This window comes from Polaromonas sp., assembly GCF_031411155.1.
Classification (GTDB): domain Bacteria; phylum Pseudomonadota; class Gammaproteobacteria; order Burkholderiales; family Burkholderiaceae_C; genus Polaromonas.
Genome location: NZ_JANOAL010000093.1, coordinates 12187 through 29129, shown reverse-complemented (window position 1 = coordinate 29129; position 16943 = coordinate 12187). Strand labels below are relative to the sequence as shown.

Here is a 16943-nt window from a genome sequence, read left to right as displayed (position 1 = left end):
GGCACTGCCTGGGTCAGCCATGGGTCCGCCGCCGATTAAGCTTTCCGGCTGGCGGCGAGACGCGTGCATGGTATGACCAAACCGTTCAAGCGTAACGGTCTGTAGCATGCGCATGTCGGGCCGCCGCGCCGGCTGTCCCCAGCCCCAGACGGGGCCGTGCTACTCCACGCGCAGGATCGACGAGGGCTTGAACCCGAGGTCGGCCGCCTTGCCCTTGCGCGCGCGGGCCGCGCGGGCGTTGTTCAGGCTGCGGATTTCCAGCGTTTCCTCGCGTTCCTTGGCGCCGCGGCCAATGCCGGTGATTTTGACGCTGCGGGTGTAGGCCGCAGCGCCGGCCAGGCTGTCCTTGGCTTCCAGGTCCAGCAGCATCAGGCCGCGTCCACCAGCGGCCTGCAGCTTGAGGTCGCCGATTTCAAAAGTGAGAATGCGGCCACCGGTCGAGGCGCAGGCCACATGCGTGGCCGGGACCAGCGGCACCGCGCCGCTGCTGCCCGACACCGGCGAAGGCCGGCAGACGGTCTCGCCCTCGGCGCAGCTGATGAAGGCCTTGCCGGCTTTGAGGCGCGACGTCATGTTCTCGACACTGGCCAGAAAGCCGTAGCCGCCGCTGCCGCTCAGCAAGAGTACGGCGCTGGCCGGGCCGGCAAAGTAATGCACCAGTTGCGTGCCCGATTCCAGATCAATCAGCGTCGTCAGCGGCTGACCGTCGCCACGCGCGCCGGGCAGCGCGGCCACCGGCACCGAATAGACCCGGCCACGCGAGCCAAACGCCAGCAGCGTGTCGACGGTGCGGCATTCAAAGGTGGCGTAGAGCCCGTCGCCGGCCTTGAAGGCAAAGCTCGCCGCCTCATGGCCATGGCCGTTGCGGGCGCGCACCCAGCCCTTGCTGCTGACCACCACGGTCACCGGCTCATCGAGCACCTTGACTTCGAGCACGGCCTTTTTCTCGGCCTGGATCAGCGTGCGGCGCGCATCGGCAAACTGCCTGGCATCGGTTTCGATTTCCTTGATCAGCAGCCGGCGCAGCGCGGCCGGGCTGCCGAGGATTTCTTCCAGCCGGCCCTGCTCCTCGCGCAGGGTCTTGAGCACCTGCTCGATCTTGATGGCTTCCAGCCGCGCCAGCTGGCGCAGGCGGATTTCGAGGATGTCTTCGGCCTGCCGGTCGCTCAGCGCAAAGCGCGCGATCAGCGCGGCCTTGGGCTCGTCGGACTGGCGAATGATGGCGATCACCTCGTCGATATTGAGCAGCACCAGTTGCCGCCCCTCGAGAATGTGAATCCGGTCCAGCACCTTGTCGAGCCGGTGCTGCGAGCGCCGCTGCACCGTGGTCTGGCGAAACTCTATCCACTCCAGCAGCATCTGCCGCAGCGACTTTTGCGTCGGCCGGCCATCGAGCCCGACCATGGTCAGGTTGATGGACGAGGAACTCTCCAGGCTGGTGTGGGCCAGCAGGGTGTTGATCAGTTCGGCCTGGCCGATCTTGCTGGTTTTGGGCTCCAGCACCAGGCGCACCGCCGCATCCTTGCTCGACTCGTCGCGCACCACGTCGAGCACCGACAGCACGGTCTGCTTGAGCTGCAGTTGCTCCTGCGTCAGCGCCTTCTTGCCGGCCTTGATCTTCGGGTTGGTGATTTCTTCAATCTCTTCGAGCACCTTCTGGCTGCTGACGCCGGGCGGCAGTTCCTGCACCACCAGCTGCCACTGGCCGCGCGCCAGCTCTTCAATCTTCCAGCGCGCCCGCACCTTGAGCGAACCCCGGCCGCTGCCGTAGGCCGCCGCAATCTCAGCCGGGCTGGAAATAATCTGCCCGCCGCCGGGGTAGTCGGGCCCTGCAATCAGCGCGTAAAGCTCGTCATCGCCGAGCCTGGGCGTCTTGATCAGTGCCACGCAGGCATCGGCAATCTCGCGCAGGTTGTGGCTCGGGATTTCGGTGGCCAGGCCGACGGCAATGCCGCTGGCGCCATTGAGCAATGTGAACGGCAGGCGTGCCGGCAACTGGCGCGGCTCTTCGAACGAACCATCGTAATTCGGCACAAAGTCGACCGTGCCTTCGTCAAGCTCGTCGAGCAACAGGGTGGTGATGCGCGCCAGACGGGCCTCGGTATAGCGCATGGCCGCCGCGCCGTCGCCGTCGCGCGAACCGAAATTGCCCTGGCCGTCGACCAGCGGGTAGCGCTGGCTGAAGTCCTGCGCCATGCGCACCATCGCGTCGTAAGCCGCCTGGTCGCCGAGCGGGAGGTATTTACCGAGCACGTCGCCGACGACACGCGCGCTTTTCACCGGCTTGGCGACGCTGGCGCCATTGGCCCCGCCAAAGCCCAGGCCCATGCGCGCCATGCTGTACAAAATCCGCCGCTGCACCGGCTTCTGGCCGTCGCAGACATCGGGCAGCGCCCTGCCCTTGACCACGCTCAGCGCGTATTCGAGGTAGGCGCGCTGGGCGTAGGCGGCGAGCGAGTCCTGGTCCGATGGCTCGGGGCTGATGGCGGGGTTGGCAGGGGTAAAAAGGTCGTCCATGGGAGATTCAGGCGGGGAAATAATTTAAAACACCCGGCATCGGAACGCAGGGACTGTCGGAAAAACGGGGTTTGGAAAAATGCCGCGCGGCAACTCAGTTGCCAGGCGGCCGGGCTTCGGGCCGGGACGGCCTCACCACAACGTCTGCGGGCACCATGTTGCTGCGGCCTGTGGCGCCGCCCATCATTTCCATGCGCACCCGGCCCGAAGCCACCTGGGCGCTGGCCGGCGGCTTGAGGTGGCCGTACATCTGCATCACGGTTTTGACGTAATTTCTGGTTTCAGGGTAGTTGGGAATCTTGTTGCCGGCCCGCTGCACCGCGCCTTCACCGGCGTTGTAGGCGGCCAGCGCCAATTCAAGCTGGCCTGGAAACAGGTTGATCAAATCGCGCAGGTAGCGCGAACCGGCCCGGATGTTGGTTTGCGGATCGGTGAGCTTTTTCTCGATCGGGGAGTTTTTCCCGGCCCGGACGCCATAGCGCTCGGCCGTCGGCGGAATGAGCTGCATCAGGCCGACCGCGCCCTTGGGCGACACGGCCTGGGTGTCAAAACCGGATTCGGTGGCGATCAGGGCCTGCAGCAGTTCGTAGTCGATGCCGTGCGCCACCGAGGCTTCGCGCAGCAAATGCCTGACGGCCTTGTAGCCGGGCGACACCTCAAAGTAAGCCAGCAATTTAGGCGGTGCGCCGGCCACATCCGCCGGGTTGTCGGTGCTGCGGGGACCCAGGCTTGCCGTATCAAAACTTTCCCGGTCGCGAAAAAACAGCTCGTAGCGCTCGTCCAGCCTTTCGGCGGAAAAGTGGCTGATGCTCTGCGCATCGACATAGCCCCAGATGTCGGCCCGTGCCGGCGCGGCCTGCCAGCCCAGCAGCACGGCCAGCAGCAGCCAGCAATGGGCAAGCGCCGGCCGGTGGCGGCGCCACCACGCCAGCGTCACGCTGTGAGCCCGGGAAGTCATCAGATATCAATTTCCACGGCGTCGCCGTGCAACTCCATCAGTTCGCGGCGCGCGGCCGCTTCGCCTTTGCCCATCAATTTGGTGATCAGGCTCTCGGTTTGCAGAAAATCCAGATTGCCCAGTTGCACCGGCAACAGGCGGCGGGTGTCCGGATTGAGTGTGGTTTCCCACAATTGTTCCGCATTCATTTCGCCCAGGCCCTTGAAGCGGCTGATACTCCAGGCGTTTTCGCGCACCCCGTCCTTGCGCAGCTTGTCCAGTATGGCGGTCAATTCGCCTTCGTCAAGGGCATAAACCTTGGACGCCGGCTTTTTGCCGCGCGCCGGGGCATCCACCCTGAAGAGCGGCGGGCGCGCCACATAGACATGGCCGGTTTCTATCAATTTGGGGAAATGGCGGAAAAACAGCGTCAGCAGCAGCACCTGGATGTGCGAGCCGTCCACGTCAGCGTCGCTGAGGATGCAGACCTTGCCATAGCGCAGGCCGCTCAGGTCGGGGCTGTCGTTCGGGCCGTGCGGATCGACGCCAATGGCCACGGCGATGTCATGGATTTCGGTATTGGCAAACAGCCTGTCGCGCTCGACCTCCCAGGTGTTGAGCACCTTGCCGCGCAGGGGCAAAATCGCCTGGCTTTCCTTGTCACGGCCCATCTTGGCGCTGCCGCCGGCCGAGTCGCCCTCGACCAGGAACACCTCGTTGTGCGCCAGATCCTTGCTTTCGCAGTCGGTCAGCTTGCCGGGCAGCACGGCCACGCCCGAACCCTTGCGTTTTTCAACCTTCTGGCCGGCCTTCTGGCGGGTTTGCGCCGCCCTGATGGCGAGTTCGGCCAGTTTTTTGCCGTAGTCCACATGCTGGTTCAGCCACAGCTCCAGCGCCGGACGCACATAGCTGGACACCAGCCGCACCGCATCGCGCGAGTTCAGCCGCTCCTTGATCTGGCCCTGAAACTGCGGGTCCAGCACCTTGGCCGAAAGCACATAGCTGGCGCGGGCAAACACGTCTTCGGGCAGCAGCTTGACACCCTTGGGCAACAAGGAGTGCAGCTCGATGAAGCTCTTGACGGCGTTGAACAGGCCGTCGCGCAGGCCGCTTTCGTGGGTGCCACCGGCGCTGGTCGGAATCAGGTTGACATAGCTCTCGCGCACCGGCTGGCCGTCTTCGGTAAAGGCGACGCACCAGCTGGCGCCCTCGCCCTCGGCAAAGCTGTCATGCGAGGCATCGGCAAAACCCTCGTTCTCAAACATCGGAATCACCGGATCGGCGGTCAGGGTCTGCATCAGGTAGTCGCGCAGGCCGCCCTTGTAGACCCAGGTCTGGGTTTCCCTGGTCTTCTCGCTGGTCAGCGTCACCGTCACGCCCGGCATCAGCACCGCCTTGCTGCGCAGCAGGTGCGTCAACTCGGCCATGGGCAGCGCTGCGGCCTCAAAGTATTTGGCGTCGGGCCAGGCGCGCACCGAGGTGCCCGACTTGCGGTCGCCCTCGCCGGCCTTGCGCAGCTCCAGCGCTTCAATCACGTCGCCCCCCGAAAACACCAGCCGGGCCACCATGCCCTCGCGGTAAGAGGTGACTTCAAGCCGTTTGGACAAGGCGTTGGTCACGCTCACGCCGACGCCGTGCAGGCCGCCCGAAAAGCTGTAGGCGCCACCCTTGCCCTTGTCAAACTTGCCGCCCGCGTGCAAACGGGTGAACACCAGCTCGACCACCGGCGCTTGCTCTTCGGGGTGCAGGCCAAACGGAATGCCGCGACCGTCGTCTTCCACGCTGACCGAGCCGTCGCTGTGCAGGGTCACCTTGAGCTTTTTGCCATAGCCGGCCAGCGCTTCGTCGGCCGAGTTGTCCAGCACCTCCTGGATGATGTGCAGCGGGTTGTCGGTACGGGTGTACATGCCGGGCCGCTGCTTGACGGGCTCCAGGCCCTTGAGTACGCGGATCGAGCTTTCGGAGTATGCGGGGGGTTGTGTAACAGCCATGGCAGATCAGTGAGTTGGCGCGATTGTAGTCCGGGACGAATCAATAAGCTGGATAAATACACAGTTATATCCGTTTGCCAGCGCTGCCCTGCAAGCTGCGTGACAGCAGCCGGGGCGCGAATTCGTTACAGTCAGCGGATGTCTTCTGCCACGCTGCCCAGCACCCTGTCTCCCGCCAAAAAGCTGTCCATGTTCCAGGTGCTGGCCTGCGGCGCCGCCATCGTCACGCTGTCCATGGGCATACGCCATGGCTTTGGGCTGTGGTTGCAGCCCATTACCCAGGCGCAGGGCTGGACCCGCGAGACCTTTGCCTTTGCGCTGGCGGTGCAAAACCTGGCCTGGGGCGTGTTCGGCATTTTTGCCGGCATGGTGGCCGACCGCTTTGGCGCATTTCGGGTCATCGCGGGCGGCGCGGTGCTGTACGCGCTGGGCCTGGTGGGCATGGCGCTGTCGCCCAGCGGCCTGCTGTTTACCCTGACGGCCGGGGTGTTGATTGGCGCGGCCCAGGCCGGCACCACCTACGCCGTGATTTATGGGGTGCTGGGGCGCAATATTGCGGCCGAAAAGCGCTCCTGGGCCATGGGCGTGGCCGCCGCCGCCGGCTCGTTCGGCCAGTTCCTGATGGTGCCGGTCGAAGGCTTTCTGATCGGCAGCCTGGGCTGGCAGCAGGCCCTGCTGGCGCTCAGCGCCGCCGTGTTGCTGATTGCGCCGCTGGCGCTGGGCCTGCGCGAAAAGAACCTGGCCAGCGGGCAAACGCTAGCCCGCGAGCAGACCATAGTCCAGGCGCTGCGCGAGGCCTTCAAGTACCCGAGCTTTCAGTTGCTGATGGCGGGCTATTTTGTCTGCGGCTTTCAGGTGGTCTTCATCGGGGTGCACATGCCCAGCTACCTGAAGGACAAGGGCCTGTCGCCGCAGGTGGCCAGCTACGCGCTAGCGCTGATTGGTCTTTTCAATGTGTTCGGCACCTACGCCGCCGGCGCGCTGGGCCAGAGAATCGCCAAGCGGAAAATCCTGGCCACCATTTATTTGTCGCGCGCGGTGGTCATCGCCGTGTTCATCGCGGCGCCGCTGAGCCCGCTCAGCGTCTATATTTTTGCCAGCCTGATGGGCTTGCTGTGGCTGTCGACCATTCCGCCGACCAATGCGGTGGTGGCGCAGATTTTCGGCATCCAGCACCTGTCGATGCTGGGTGGTTTCATTTTCTTCAGCCACCAGATCGGCTCGTTTCTGGGCGTCTGGCTCGGCGGCTACCTGTATGACCGCACCGGCAGCTACGACATCGTCTGGTACATCGCGATTGCGCTCGGCGTGTTCGCCGCACTCGTCAACCTGCCGGTGCGCGAGTCCCCGATTTCGCGCGCCCGCCACGGCCAACTGCCGCAAGGAGCCTGAGCATGCCCCTCAAGATCGCCCTCTGGAGCCTCGCCATCAGCGCCTCGCTGGCGGTGTTCGCGCTCTACACCCGGCCCGACTTCCTGTTCACCCTGGCGAACCAGCTCTGGTCCTGTTTTTGAGCCTGCCGGCGCTCTTTTTCGGGCCATTTCGGCCTCTAGCCCAATAACCAAGCGCACAAGCTGCTATGAAAACAATAGTAATCACGGGCGCCTCCGACGGCATAGGCGCCGAAATGGCGCGCCAGCTGGCGCAGACCCATGGCGCGGGCGTGGCGCTGGTGCTGGCCGCGCGCAACGAGGCCTTGCTGACCCAGGTCGCGCTGCAATGCGCGGCGCACGGCGCGCAGACGCTGGTCGTCAAGACCGACGTGTCGCAACAGGCCGACTGCCGCCAGCTGGTGGCCAGCGCCGTCCAGGATTTCGGCCGCATCGACGCGCTGATCAACAACGCCGGCATGTCGGCGCACGCGCTGTTTGAAGAGGTCAAGGCGCAGGACCTGGGCTGGTATGAGGATCTGATGCGCGTCAACCTCTGGGGCAGCGTCTGGTGCACCCATGCGGCCCTGCCCTATTTGAAGCAAAGCCGCGGCAGCATCGTCGCGGTATCCAGCCTGGCCGGGCTGATCGGCGTGCCGGGCCGCACCGCCTACAGCGCCACCAAATTTGCCATGACCGGTTTTTTTGAGGCGCTGCGCGCGGAGCTAAAGGGCGCGGGGGTCAGCGTGACCACGGCCTACCCCGGCGTGGTGGCGACGCAAATCCGCCATCGCGGTTTCAACGCGGCCGGCCAGGCCGCGGGCGCCAGCGGCCTGAAGGAGGACGATGCCATGAGCGTGGAGGAATGCGCCCGGCTGATTCTGCAGGGCATGGAACGGCGCGAACGCGAAGTCGTGATGTCCGCCAAGGGCCGGCTCGGCCGCTGGCTCAAGCTGATCGCGCCGGGCCGGGTCGAGGCCATGGCGCTGGCGGCCCTGAAGGACGAGGTCAAGCCGCAATGACCGAAGCCACACGCCACGGCACCGAGCCGCCTTCGCCCTGGGTACAGCGCTGGTCACACCTGGTGCCGCCGCGCGGCACGGTGCTGGACGTGGCCTGCGGCCGGGGCCGCCATGCGCGCTGGTTTAACGGGCTAAATCACCCGCTGGCCCTTGTAGATAAAGCGCAGGATGCTATCGAATCAATAGCGCTACCGGCCGCGAGCTGCGAGGCGGTGGTGGCCGACATCGAGGCCGGATCCTGGCCTTTTGCGGGCCGGCAGTTTGCTGCGGTGGTCGTCACCAACTACCTCTGGCGCCCGCTGCTGCCCACGCTGCTGGCCAGCCTGGCGCCCGGCGGCGTGCTGATTTACGAGACCTTTACCCAGGGTAACGAAACCATCGGCAAGCCATCGCGGCCCGACTTTTTGCTGCGGCCCGGCGAATTGCTGCAGGTCTGCCAGGGCCTGCGGGTGGTGGCGTTTGAAGACGGGTTCGAGGCCGGCCCGCAGGGCCAGCGGCCCCGTTTCGTGCAGCGCATCGCCGCCGTGCGGCCGCCCGCAGCCGGGCCGGATTTGCCCCTGCTGGGCGCAGGTCCGCCGCGCTACCGGCTGCCGGGCTCTGAGTAGAATGCAGGATTGGCCTGAAGAGCGAGCGTGACGCCCGCCGGCCGCACCACTTCACAACCCGACATGAAAACCATTACCGGCAGCATTGTTGCACTGGCGACCCCTTTGCATGAAGACGGCAGCGTGGACTACCCCACACTGCGCAAACTGGTGGACTGGCACATCGCCGAGGGCACCGACTGCATCGGCGTGGTCGGCACCACCGGCGAGTCGCCCACCGTCAATGTGCAGGAGCACTGCGAGATCATTCGCGTCTCGGTCGAGCAGGCCAAGACCCATGCGCGGCATGTGCCCATCATGGCCGGCTGCGGCGCCAACTCCACCGCCGAGGCGATCGAGCTGGCCAGATTTGCCAAGGAGGTGGGCGCCGACTGCCAGTTGCAGGTGGTGCCCTACTACAACAAGCCGACCCAGGAAGGCCAGTACCGGCACTTCAAGGCGATTGCCGAGGCCGTGGGCGACCTACCCACCGTGCTGTACAACGTGCCCGGCCGCAGCGTGGCCGATATGGCGCATGCCACCGTGCTGCGCCTGGCCCAGGTGCCCGGCATTGTCGGCATCAAGGAAGCCACCGGCAACATCGAGCGCGCGCAATGGCTGATCAAGGAAGCGCCCAGGGGCTTTGCCGTGTATTCGGGCGACGACGCCACCGCCGTGGCCCTGATGCTTTGCGGCGGCCAGGGCAACGTCAGCGTCACCGCCAACATCGCGCCCCGGCTGATGCACGAGCTGTGCGTGGCCGCGGTCGCGGGCGACACCCGGCGCGCCATGGAACTGCAGTTCAAACTGCTGCCGCTGCACAAAAGCCTGTTTATCGAAGCCAACCCGATTCCCGTCAAATGGGCCATGGCCCGGATGGGACTTTGCGGCGGCACCCTGCGCCTGCCCATGACCGAGCTCGAAACCTCGAACGAAGCGGCAGTCGAGGGCGCCCTGCGCGCCTGCGGCCTGATCTGATTTTTAAGGGAACCCCTGTGAAGACATTGCCAAAACGTCCTGAATTTTTCAAAGCGCAAAGCGCGGCGACCGCATCGGCCCTGGTCGCCCTGAGCCTGCTGGCGGGCTGCTCTGGCCTCAGCGACATGGTCAAGGGTGACAAGGTGGACTACAAATCGAGCGGCAAGGCGCCGTCGCTGGACATCCCGCCCGACCTGACCCAGCTCAGCCGCGAAACCCGCTATGTGGTGCCCGGCACCGCCGTCACCGCCAGCGGCTACCAGGTCGGCCAGACCAACCTGTCGGTGCCGACGGCGGCCACGGCGGTCGGCGATGTCCGCATCGAGCGCTCGGGCAGCCAGCGCTGGCTGGTGGTGAACCGCCCGGCCGACAAGCTCTGGGATCCGGTGCGCGAGTTCTGGCAGGAAAGCGGCTTCTTGCTGAGCCTGGACCAGCAAAACCTGGGCATCATGGAAACCGACTGGGCCGAAAACCGCGCCAAGCTGCCGCAGGACTTCATCCGCAACACCCTCGGCAAACTGCTGGACAGCGTGTATTCCACCGGCGAGCGCGACAAGTTCCGCACCCGCCTGGAACGCAATGCCAGCGGCGGCACCGAGATTTACGTGAGCCACCGCGGCATGGTCGAAACCGTGACCAAACGCACCGCCGCCGGCACCACCTCCGGCGCCGACACGATCTGGCAGCCCCGACCCGCCGACCCCGAGCTGGAGGCCGAGTTTTTGCGCCGCCTGATGGTCAAGCTGGGCGTGACGCAGGAGCAATCGAAGGCCCTGATCGCCACCGGCGGGGCCAAGGCGACGTCGCGGGTTGCCCTGGTCAACAACCAGCCCGTGGTGCAGATCGACGAAGGGTTTGACCGCGCCTGGCGCAAGGTCGGACTGGCGCTGGACCGCACCGGCTTCACCGTGGAAGACCGCGACCGCAGCCAGGGGACCTACTTTGTGCGCTACGTGGAACCGAACGCCGCCGACAAAAAAGAGCCGGGGTTTTTCAGCAAGCTGTTCAGCGCCACGCCCGCCGCAGTGCCGCCGCTGAAATACCGCATCGCCGTCAAGAGCCAGGGTGAAAGCACCACCGTGTCGGTGCTCAATGCCCAGGGCGCGGTCGAATCATCGGCCAATGCCCAGCGCATTGTTCAGGTGATTGCCGACGACCTGAAGTAGAGGCTGGTTTTGCAGGCCCTTCCCGTGACCTTGACCCTCACCTTGCGCAGGCTGCGGTGCTGAAGTTCAAGAGCCTGGGCAGCGGCAGCTCGGGCAACGCAACCCTGGTAGAGGCCACGGCCGGCCCCGGCAGCACGCCGGTGCGCCTGCTGGTTGACTGCGGACTGGGCATCCGGCAACTGGCCCTGCGGCTGGGCGAAGCCGGCCTGCAGATCGAAGATCTCGACGCCGTGTTCATCACCCACGAGCATGGCGACCACATCGGCTGCGCCCGCACCGTGGCCTTGCGCTACCGGATTCCGGTCTGGATGAGCCAGGGCACGCATGCGGCCATCGGCTCAGCCGATTTTGAAGGCCTGCTTCGCACCGCTTGCGACGGCGCGGCCATTGACCTGGGCGGCCTGCAGCTGACGCCATTTGCCGTGCCGCACGATGCCCGGGAGCCGCTGCAGCTCAGCTGCACCGACGGCGCCGTCAAGCTGGGGGTGCTGACCGATCTGGGCCATGCGACGGCGCATGTCATGGCGCATCTGCAGTCCTGTCACGCATTGCTGCTCGAATGCAACCATGACCTGGAACTGCTGGCCGGGTCGGCCTACCCTGATTTTCTAAAACGGCGCGTGGGCGGCCAGCATGGCCATCTGTCCAATATCGCGGCGGCAGAGATCGCCAGGGCGCTGCAGCATGCCGGCCTCAGGCATCTGGTGGCCGCGCATCTGAGCGCGCACAACAACCGGCCGGAACTCGCGCAGGAGGCCCTGTCGCAAGTCACGCATTTCGACAAGCATCTTATTGGGGTGGCTGACGCACGCACGGGCACACCCTGGTTGCAGGTCTGAGGTCCAAGGTCTGGCCATGCCGGCGATCGGCGGCCAGACACCCATAAAAAAACCGCCTGAAGGCGGTTTTTTAGGGACCAGGAAAGAATTACTTCTTCGCCGCGTCAGCAGCTTTCTTGGCGGCATCGCCAGCAGCATTGGCAGCGTCCACAGCGACAGCGGCGGAACCGGCAGCAGCAGAAGCGGCACCAGCCACTTCAGAAGCAGCAGCGGTAGCAGCAGTAGCCACAGCGTCAGCAGCGCTGGCAGTAGCAGCAGCGGCCGAAGCAGCAGCAGCGGGAGCCTCAACAGCAGCAGGTGCGGCAGGTGCTTCTGCCTTCTTGCCGCAAGCAGCCAGAGCAACAGCGGCAACCAGGGCTGCCAAAACGAGTGACTTGTTCATTTGTACGATCCTTGATGATATTGAAGAAAACAATTTCCGGAAATTGTCAAAATTAACCAAAACAAAAGTTTCAATCAGGTTTGACCGGGGAAAGGACTCGAGCTCTTTCTACCCAGCCTTAAATTATATGCCGGTTATTACAAGCCTGAAAACCCTTAGTCGGCAAACAGGGCGCGTGGGTCGGGCGGCAAGCTCAAAAAAACCACACCGCGATATCCCGCCTGCCCCTCGCTTCTCGGCCCCTGCTACCGGACAGGAAACCCGGCTACAGCCCCAGCGTGGTCGCCGGAAAAGAAAGCGTGCTTTTGTGAAGTCTTTCGTTCAGACGCTCGCGCAGGGCCACACGCCTCGCCGCGTCCGAGCTGGTGATGCCGGTGCAGCGCTCCAGACCCCTGCGCTCCAGCACCCAGACCGGCGACCACAAGGCGCTTGGCAGGTCATCGGTGGCCGTCGTCACGCTGGCACGGCATTCGACAATGTGCGACCAGGTGCGCCTCCAGGTCACAAACCGGGGGTGCTGCCTCACGATCTCGTCATAGTTTTTGGCCAGCATGGTGAGCTTTCGCCCGCTGCTGGACCAGTCGTGCAAGGCCTGCACCACGGCCCGTTCGCCCAGCGGCCAGTCTGCAAAGCTGGGGTCGGACACCATGATTTCGCGCCATCCCTGCCCGGCGGCCATGGCAAAAGCCTGCCGGATCAGTTCGGTGAATTCGGAGCGTCCGCTGAATTGCCCGTCCAGCAGGGACGGCGTGACATCAGGTTTTTCGTCAGAATCCATGCCTGTTCTCCTGGGTCGAGTCATCAGCGTCGAGCTTGCTGCTCAGGGCATTTGCCGCAACCATCCGGCCTCGTGCCAGTCACCGAGCAGGGCAATCGCAGCAGCGCTGGCCTTGCGCAGTTCGGAAGCCGAAAGCCTGCGCTGGTCTGCCAGCCGCTGCATCAGGGCTGCGTCGGCACCCCTGGCGCGGTAGCTTTCGCCGTTGATGAACACATGGTCGCTGTCATACATCATGCGGGTGCGGGCGTCCAGCGCCACGCCAAGCTGCCCTGATTCTGCACCGTCCGGCACCCATGCATCCAGCGGCTCGTCAAACCAGATGGAAGGCTTGAGCTCGGTAAGGTATTCGCCCAGCGCGCAGGCCAGCGCCAGCGGGTCTTTCAAGGCCTGCTGCACCGCCTTGCCTGCGAATTCGGTCAGCCCCTCTGGCAGAGCCGCCGGTGTCGCGGTGGCAGACTGGCGCGGGTCGCGATACCTGGGCGGCTGGCGAACCTTGCCCGCAGAAGCCTGATCGTCATCGTTTTCGCTGAATTCGGCCAGGCGGTGCAGCAGCTCCGCCGCCAGCTCATTCTGTGCGGGCGCCCGAAAACCAATCGAATAGGTCATGCAGTCGGCCGACTTGCCGTTGCCGTCCACGGCTGCCTCGGCGACGCCATCATGCGCATAACGTGGCGGCAGGTACAGCATGTCGCCCGCCTCCAGCACAAACTCTTGCTCCGGTTCGAAGTTCCGCAGAATTTTCAGCGGCACGCCCGGCTGCAGGCTCAGGTCTTTTTGCCGGCCAATCTTCCAGCGCCGGCGGCCGCTGGCCTGGAGCAGGAAGACGTCGTAACTGTCAAAGTGCGGCCCCACACCGCCGCCCGCGCTGGCAAACGAGATCATCAAGTCATCAAGCCGGGCGTCGGGCACAAAGCGAAACTGCTGCAACAGGGCGTGGGCCCCGGCATCGTGCAGGTCCACGCCCTGCACCAGCAAGGACCAGCCCGGTTTGTTCAAGGACGGCAGGCTGCGGGGCGGCATCGGGCCCTGCTTCATGCGCCAGCCCTGGGCGTGCCGGGTGATCAGACGGGACTCCACCTGCTCGCGCTCAGCCAGCTTGAACAGCGCCTGGCGACTGAGCGGGGGCTGAAACCCGGCGATGGCCTGACGCACCAGAAGCGGTTTTTTTTGCCAGTGCTGGCGCATGAATTGCACCGGCGTCAAACCGGCAAGAAGGGCAAGGGGTTGATTGACATCCATGGGACAATTGTCGGATGAAAATCACCCCGCAATGCGTCGTCGCCCTGACCTGGACGCTGAAAGACACTTTGGGCGAAGTACTGGACGAGTTGGACGAGCCGGTTGAATTCTTGCTGGGCGGCAATGACCTGCTGGCCAAGATTGAGGAGCGGTTGCAGGGCCATGAAGCCGGCGACGCGCTTGTGCTGCACCTTGACCCGGAAAGCGCGTTTGGCGACTACGATGAAAACCTGGTTTTTCTGGAAGCCCGACAACTCTTCCCGACCGAACTGGAGGAAGGCATGAGCTTTGACGGCGCAGCCTTACCGGCTGGCTGTACGCCCGACATACCGGCGGCACTGATATATACCGTCACCGAAATTTACCCCGAGCATGTGGTGCTCGATGGCAATCATCCGCTGGCCGGCATCGCCATACGCCTGAGCCTGAAGGTCGAGTCGGTACGTGCGGCCAGCGAAGCCGAAATCGGCCGGGGCTCACTGGGCACCGGCTTTTTTCGGCTGGAACCGCTGGCGCCCGGCAACGGCACGCTGCACTAGCCAGCGCGCCGAGCGGCTTTACTGGATACGGTAGAGTTGACCGTTTTCAATCCTCACCCGATCGCCGATACGCAATTCGCCATAAGCCGGCACGTCATAGGCGCGCGAAACGCCGTTGTCGAGCTGGATCGAGACGCGGTAGGTTTCCCTGACATTGCTGTTGCGGTTCCTTTCAATGGCGTTGCCGGCTACAGCGCCACCGACGGCGCCAACCACCGTCGCCGCTTTGCGCCCGTCGCCGCCGCCAATCTGGCTGCCCACCACGGCACCAGCGACACCGCCGAGCACCGCACCCAAACCGGTGCCCTGGCCCTGCTGCTGGGTGCGCAGGACTTCGACATTGCTGACACGGCCATATTCCACGTAGTTGCCTTGCGGGTACTGGGCCTGCGCCGGATAGGTCGGCTGCGGATACTGGGCCGGATAGGTCGAGCTGGGGTAAGAGGAAGTCGGATAACCCGGATAGGCTGATCCCGGCGAGGACATCGGCACGGTGTCGCAGGCGGCAAGGCCCACCAGCAATACTGCGGAAGCAGCGACTGAAATTGAACGTGAAGTGAAGCGCATGAAAGTCTCCTGTGGATAAAACCTCTGGAGCCTTGGCGCCATCCGCTCGCCTCAAACAGTGAGCAGATAAGCCAAGGTTCTCTGGATTTGATTACAGGCGCGTTAGCCAGAGCGCGGGGTGAGGCCCCAAGCCGTCCTCTCGTGGGAGCTGGCTATCCGGCAGCGTAGGAAATGCCTGACGCCCGGCCGCACGAAAACCGAGGCGCTCAGGATTTACCGGTCGATCCGTAGCCGCCCTCGCCGCGGTGGCTGGCTTCAAACTCGCTCACGACATTGAACTCGGCCTGCGCCACGGGCACGATCACCAGTTGCGCAATCCGCTCCATCGGTTCGATGGTGAAGGGCACATCGCTGCGGTTCCAGGCGCTGACCATCAATTGGCCCTGGTAGTCGCTGTCAATCAAGCCCACCAGATTGCCCAGCACGATGCCGTGCTTGTGGCCCAGCCCGGAACGCGGCAGGATCAGCGCGGCATAGCCAGGGTTGTGCAGGTAGATCGCAATGCCCGTGGGCACCAGTTGCCAGGCATTGGGCTCCAGCCTCAGCGGCGCCTCCAGGCAGGCGCGCAGGTCCAGACCGGCACTGCCTGGGGTGGCGTACGCGGGGAGATTGCCCTGCAGGCGCGAATCGAGAATCTTGACGTCAATTTTCATGGCTTGTTTTTCTGGGGCGATGGCCGGGCCGATGGACCCGACTCAGGGACTGCTGCAATGCGATTAGCGATTTCGAGCACCAGCTGCCGCGCCAGCGACAGCTTGGAAGCCCTGGGCAGTTCGGCGCTGCCATTCGCATCCACCAACAGCAGCGCATTGTCGTCCTGGCCGAAGGTGTCCGGGCCGATGTTGCCGACCAGCAGCGGCACCTGCTTGCGCAGCCGCTTGGCCTGGGCATGTTGCAGCAAGTCGTGGCTCTCTGCCGCAAAGCCCACGCAAAACAGACGGCCGGCTTGCGCCGCCGGCGACTGGGCCAAGGTCGCCAGAATATCGGCGTTCTCGGTAAATTCAAGCTGCGGCGGCGTGCCGGAGCCATCCTTCTTGATTTTCTGCTCCGCCGCCAGCGCCGGGCGCCAATCAGCGACGGCCGCCGCTGCTATAAAAATAGTAGCTGCCTGCGCCCGTCCTGTCACGGCATCCAGCATATTTTGTGCAGATTTCACGTCAATACGGGTGACACCACGCGGCGCCGGCAGCGCCACCGGGCCGGCGACCAGGGTGACCTCGGCACCGGCTTCACGGGCTGCGCGCGCAATGGCAAAGCCCATTTTTCCGCTCGACAGGTTGGTGATGCCGCGTACCGGGTCAATCGCCTCGTAAGTCGGGCCGGCGGTGATCAGCACCCGCTGGCCGGCCAGCACCTTGGGCACAAAGAACGCGATGATGTCTTCCAGCAACTGCTCGGGCTCCAGCATCCGGCCGTCACCGGTTTCGCCGCAGGCCTGAAAGCCGTTGCCCACGCCCAGCACGCGGGCGCCGTCGGCTTCCAGCTGGACAAAATTTCGCTGCGTCGCCGGATGCGCATACATCTCGCGGTTCATCGCCGGGGCGATCAGCAAAGGCACCTTGTCCATCGGACGCGCCAGGCACATCAGGCTGAGCAGGTCATCGGCGCGGCCATGCAGAAGTTTGGCCATGAAGTCGGCGCTGCAGGGCGCCACCAGAATCGCGTCGGCCTCGCGCGACAGGTTGATGTGCGCCATGCTGTTGGGTTCACGGCTGTCCCACTGGCTGGTGTAGACCGGCCGGCCGCTCAGGGCCTGCATGGTGACGGGGGTGATGAACTGTTCGGCCGCTTCCGTCATCACCACCTGCACCGTGGCGCCGGCCTTGATCAGCGCCCGACACAATTCGGCAGACTTGTAGCAGGCGATGCCGCCCGACAGGCCCAGCACCAGATGCTTGCCGGCCAGCGCCGGCGTCTCGTCAGCTCGCGGGTCAGCAGCCGGGCTATTTTTAACGTCAAGTTCCAAGTGATTTGCCTGTTGGGTCATGTTCCGCAATGTAGCAGTTTGCGGCATTCTTCCTGCCAGACGACAGG

General features: G+C 64.6%; 16 protein-coding genes. 7 read left to right on the top strand and 9 right to left on the bottom strand.

The window, feature by feature from the left end; genetic code table 11:
• Window positions 1–159: 159 nt before the first annotated feature.
• The 3 genes from parC to RMO23_RS06150 form a co-directional block, all read right to left on the bottom strand.
• Window positions 160–2517, bottom strand: a complete 2358-nt coding sequence (parC, locus tag RMO23_RS06160; RefSeq protein ID WP_309679530.1) for a DNA topoisomerase IV subunit A — start codon at window positions 2515–2517, stop codon at window positions 160–162.
• 94 nt (window positions 2518–2611) lie between these two features.
• Window positions 2612–3475 carry a lytic transglycosylase domain-containing protein gene (locus RMO23_RS06155; protein ID WP_309679528.1) on the bottom strand — a complete coding sequence of 288 codons (864 nt, stop codon included), beginning with the start codon at window positions 3473–3475 and terminating at the stop codon, window positions 2612–2614.
• Complete coding sequence (locus RMO23_RS06150; protein WP_309679526.1) at window positions 3475–5445, bottom strand: DNA topoisomerase IV subunit B; 1971 nt, start codon at window positions 5443–5445, stop codon at window positions 3475–3477. The genes RMO23_RS06155 and RMO23_RS06150 overlap by 1 nt, the downstream gene beginning before the upstream one ends.
• A gap of 138 nt (window positions 5446–5583) precedes the next feature.
• Here RMO23_RS06150 and RMO23_RS06145 point away from each other — a divergent pair, with 138 nt between their 5' ends.
• The 6 genes from RMO23_RS06145 (at window position 5584) to RMO23_RS06120 (ending at window position 11404) form a co-directional block, all read left to right on the top strand.
• Window positions 5584–6837, top strand: a complete 1254-nt coding sequence (locus RMO23_RS06145) for an MFS transporter (protein ID WP_309679524.1) — start codon at window positions 5584–5586, stop codon at window positions 6835–6837.
• Between the two features lie 187 nt (window positions 6838–7024).
• Window positions 7025–7837, top strand: a complete 813-nt coding sequence (locus RMO23_RS06140; RefSeq protein WP_309679522.1) for an SDR family oxidoreductase — start codon at window positions 7025–7027, stop codon at window positions 7835–7837.
• A complete protein-coding gene (locus tag RMO23_RS06135; protein ID WP_309679520.1) occupies window positions 7834–8442 on the top strand; it encodes a class I SAM-dependent methyltransferase in 609 nt (202 codons plus the stop codon). Before RMO23_RS06140 ends, RMO23_RS06135 begins: the two co-directional genes overlap by 4 nt.
• Window positions 8443–8505: 63 nt before the next feature.
• Window positions 8506–9399, top strand: a complete 894-nt coding sequence (dapA, locus tag RMO23_RS06130) for a 4-hydroxy-tetrahydrodipicolinate synthase (RefSeq protein ID WP_309679518.1) — start codon at window positions 8506–8508, stop codon at window positions 9397–9399.
• 17 nt (window positions 9400–9416) lie between these two features.
• Window positions 9417–10565: an outer membrane protein assembly factor BamC gene (gene bamC / locus RMO23_RS06125; RefSeq protein ID WP_309679516.1), complete on the top strand. Its 1149-nt coding sequence runs from the start codon at window positions 9417–9419 to the stop codon at window positions 10563–10565.
• 56 nt (window positions 10566–10621) lie between these two features.
• The gene (locus tag RMO23_RS06120; protein ID WP_309679514.1) at window positions 10622–11404 is read left to right on the top strand and encodes an MBL fold metallo-hydrolase; all 783 of its coding nucleotides are present in this window, start codon (window positions 10622–10624) and stop codon (window positions 11402–11404) included.
• 88 nt (window positions 11405–11492) lie between these two features.
• Here the strand turns inward: RMO23_RS06120 and RMO23_RS06115 are convergent, their stop codons facing one another.
• The 3 genes from RMO23_RS06115 to RMO23_RS06105 form a co-directional block, all read right to left on the bottom strand.
• A complete protein-coding gene (locus tag RMO23_RS06115; RefSeq protein WP_309679512.1) occupies window positions 11493–11846 on the bottom strand; it encodes a hypothetical protein in 354 nt (117 codons plus the stop codon).
• A 205-nt stretch (window positions 11847–12051) separates the two neighbouring features.
• The gene (locus RMO23_RS06110) at window positions 12052–12564 is read right to left on the bottom strand and encodes a hypothetical protein (RefSeq protein ID WP_309679510.1); all 513 of its coding nucleotides are present in this window, start codon (window positions 12562–12564) and stop codon (window positions 12052–12054) included.
• Window positions 12565–12606: 42 nt separating this feature from the next.
• Window positions 12607–13803: a cupin domain-containing protein gene (locus tag RMO23_RS06105; protein ID WP_309679508.1), complete on the bottom strand. Its 1197-nt coding sequence runs from the start codon at window positions 13801–13803 to the stop codon at window positions 12607–12609.
• A 14-nt stretch (window positions 13804–13817) separates the two neighbouring features.
• Here RMO23_RS06105 and RMO23_RS06100 point away from each other — a divergent pair, with 14 nt between their 5' ends.
• Entirely contained in the window at window positions 13818–14342 is a 525-nt protein-coding gene (locus tag RMO23_RS06100; protein WP_309679506.1) for a peptidylprolyl isomerase, read from the top strand.
• 18 nt (window positions 14343–14360) lie between these two features.
• Here RMO23_RS06100 and RMO23_RS06095 read toward each other — a convergent pair whose 3' ends face one another.
• From RMO23_RS06095 to coaBC, 3 genes are all read right to left on the bottom strand, one after another.
• A complete protein-coding gene (locus RMO23_RS06095; RefSeq protein WP_309679504.1) occupies window positions 14361–14909 on the bottom strand; it encodes a glycine zipper 2TM domain-containing protein in 549 nt (182 codons plus the stop codon).
• Between the two features lie 206 nt (window positions 14910–15115).
• Window positions 15116–15562, bottom strand: coding sequence for a dUTP diphosphatase (dut, locus tag RMO23_RS06090; protein WP_309679503.1), 447 nt, complete (start codon window positions 15560–15562; stop codon window positions 15116–15118).
• Window positions 15559–16875: a bifunctional phosphopantothenoylcysteine decarboxylase/phosphopantothenate--cysteine ligase CoaBC gene (gene coaBC, locus RMO23_RS06085; protein ID WP_405041570.1), complete on the bottom strand. Its 1317-nt coding sequence runs from the start codon at window positions 16873–16875 to the stop codon at window positions 15559–15561. Before coaBC ends, dut begins: the two co-directional genes overlap by 4 nt.
• Between the last annotated feature and the right edge of the window lie 68 nt (window positions 16876–16943).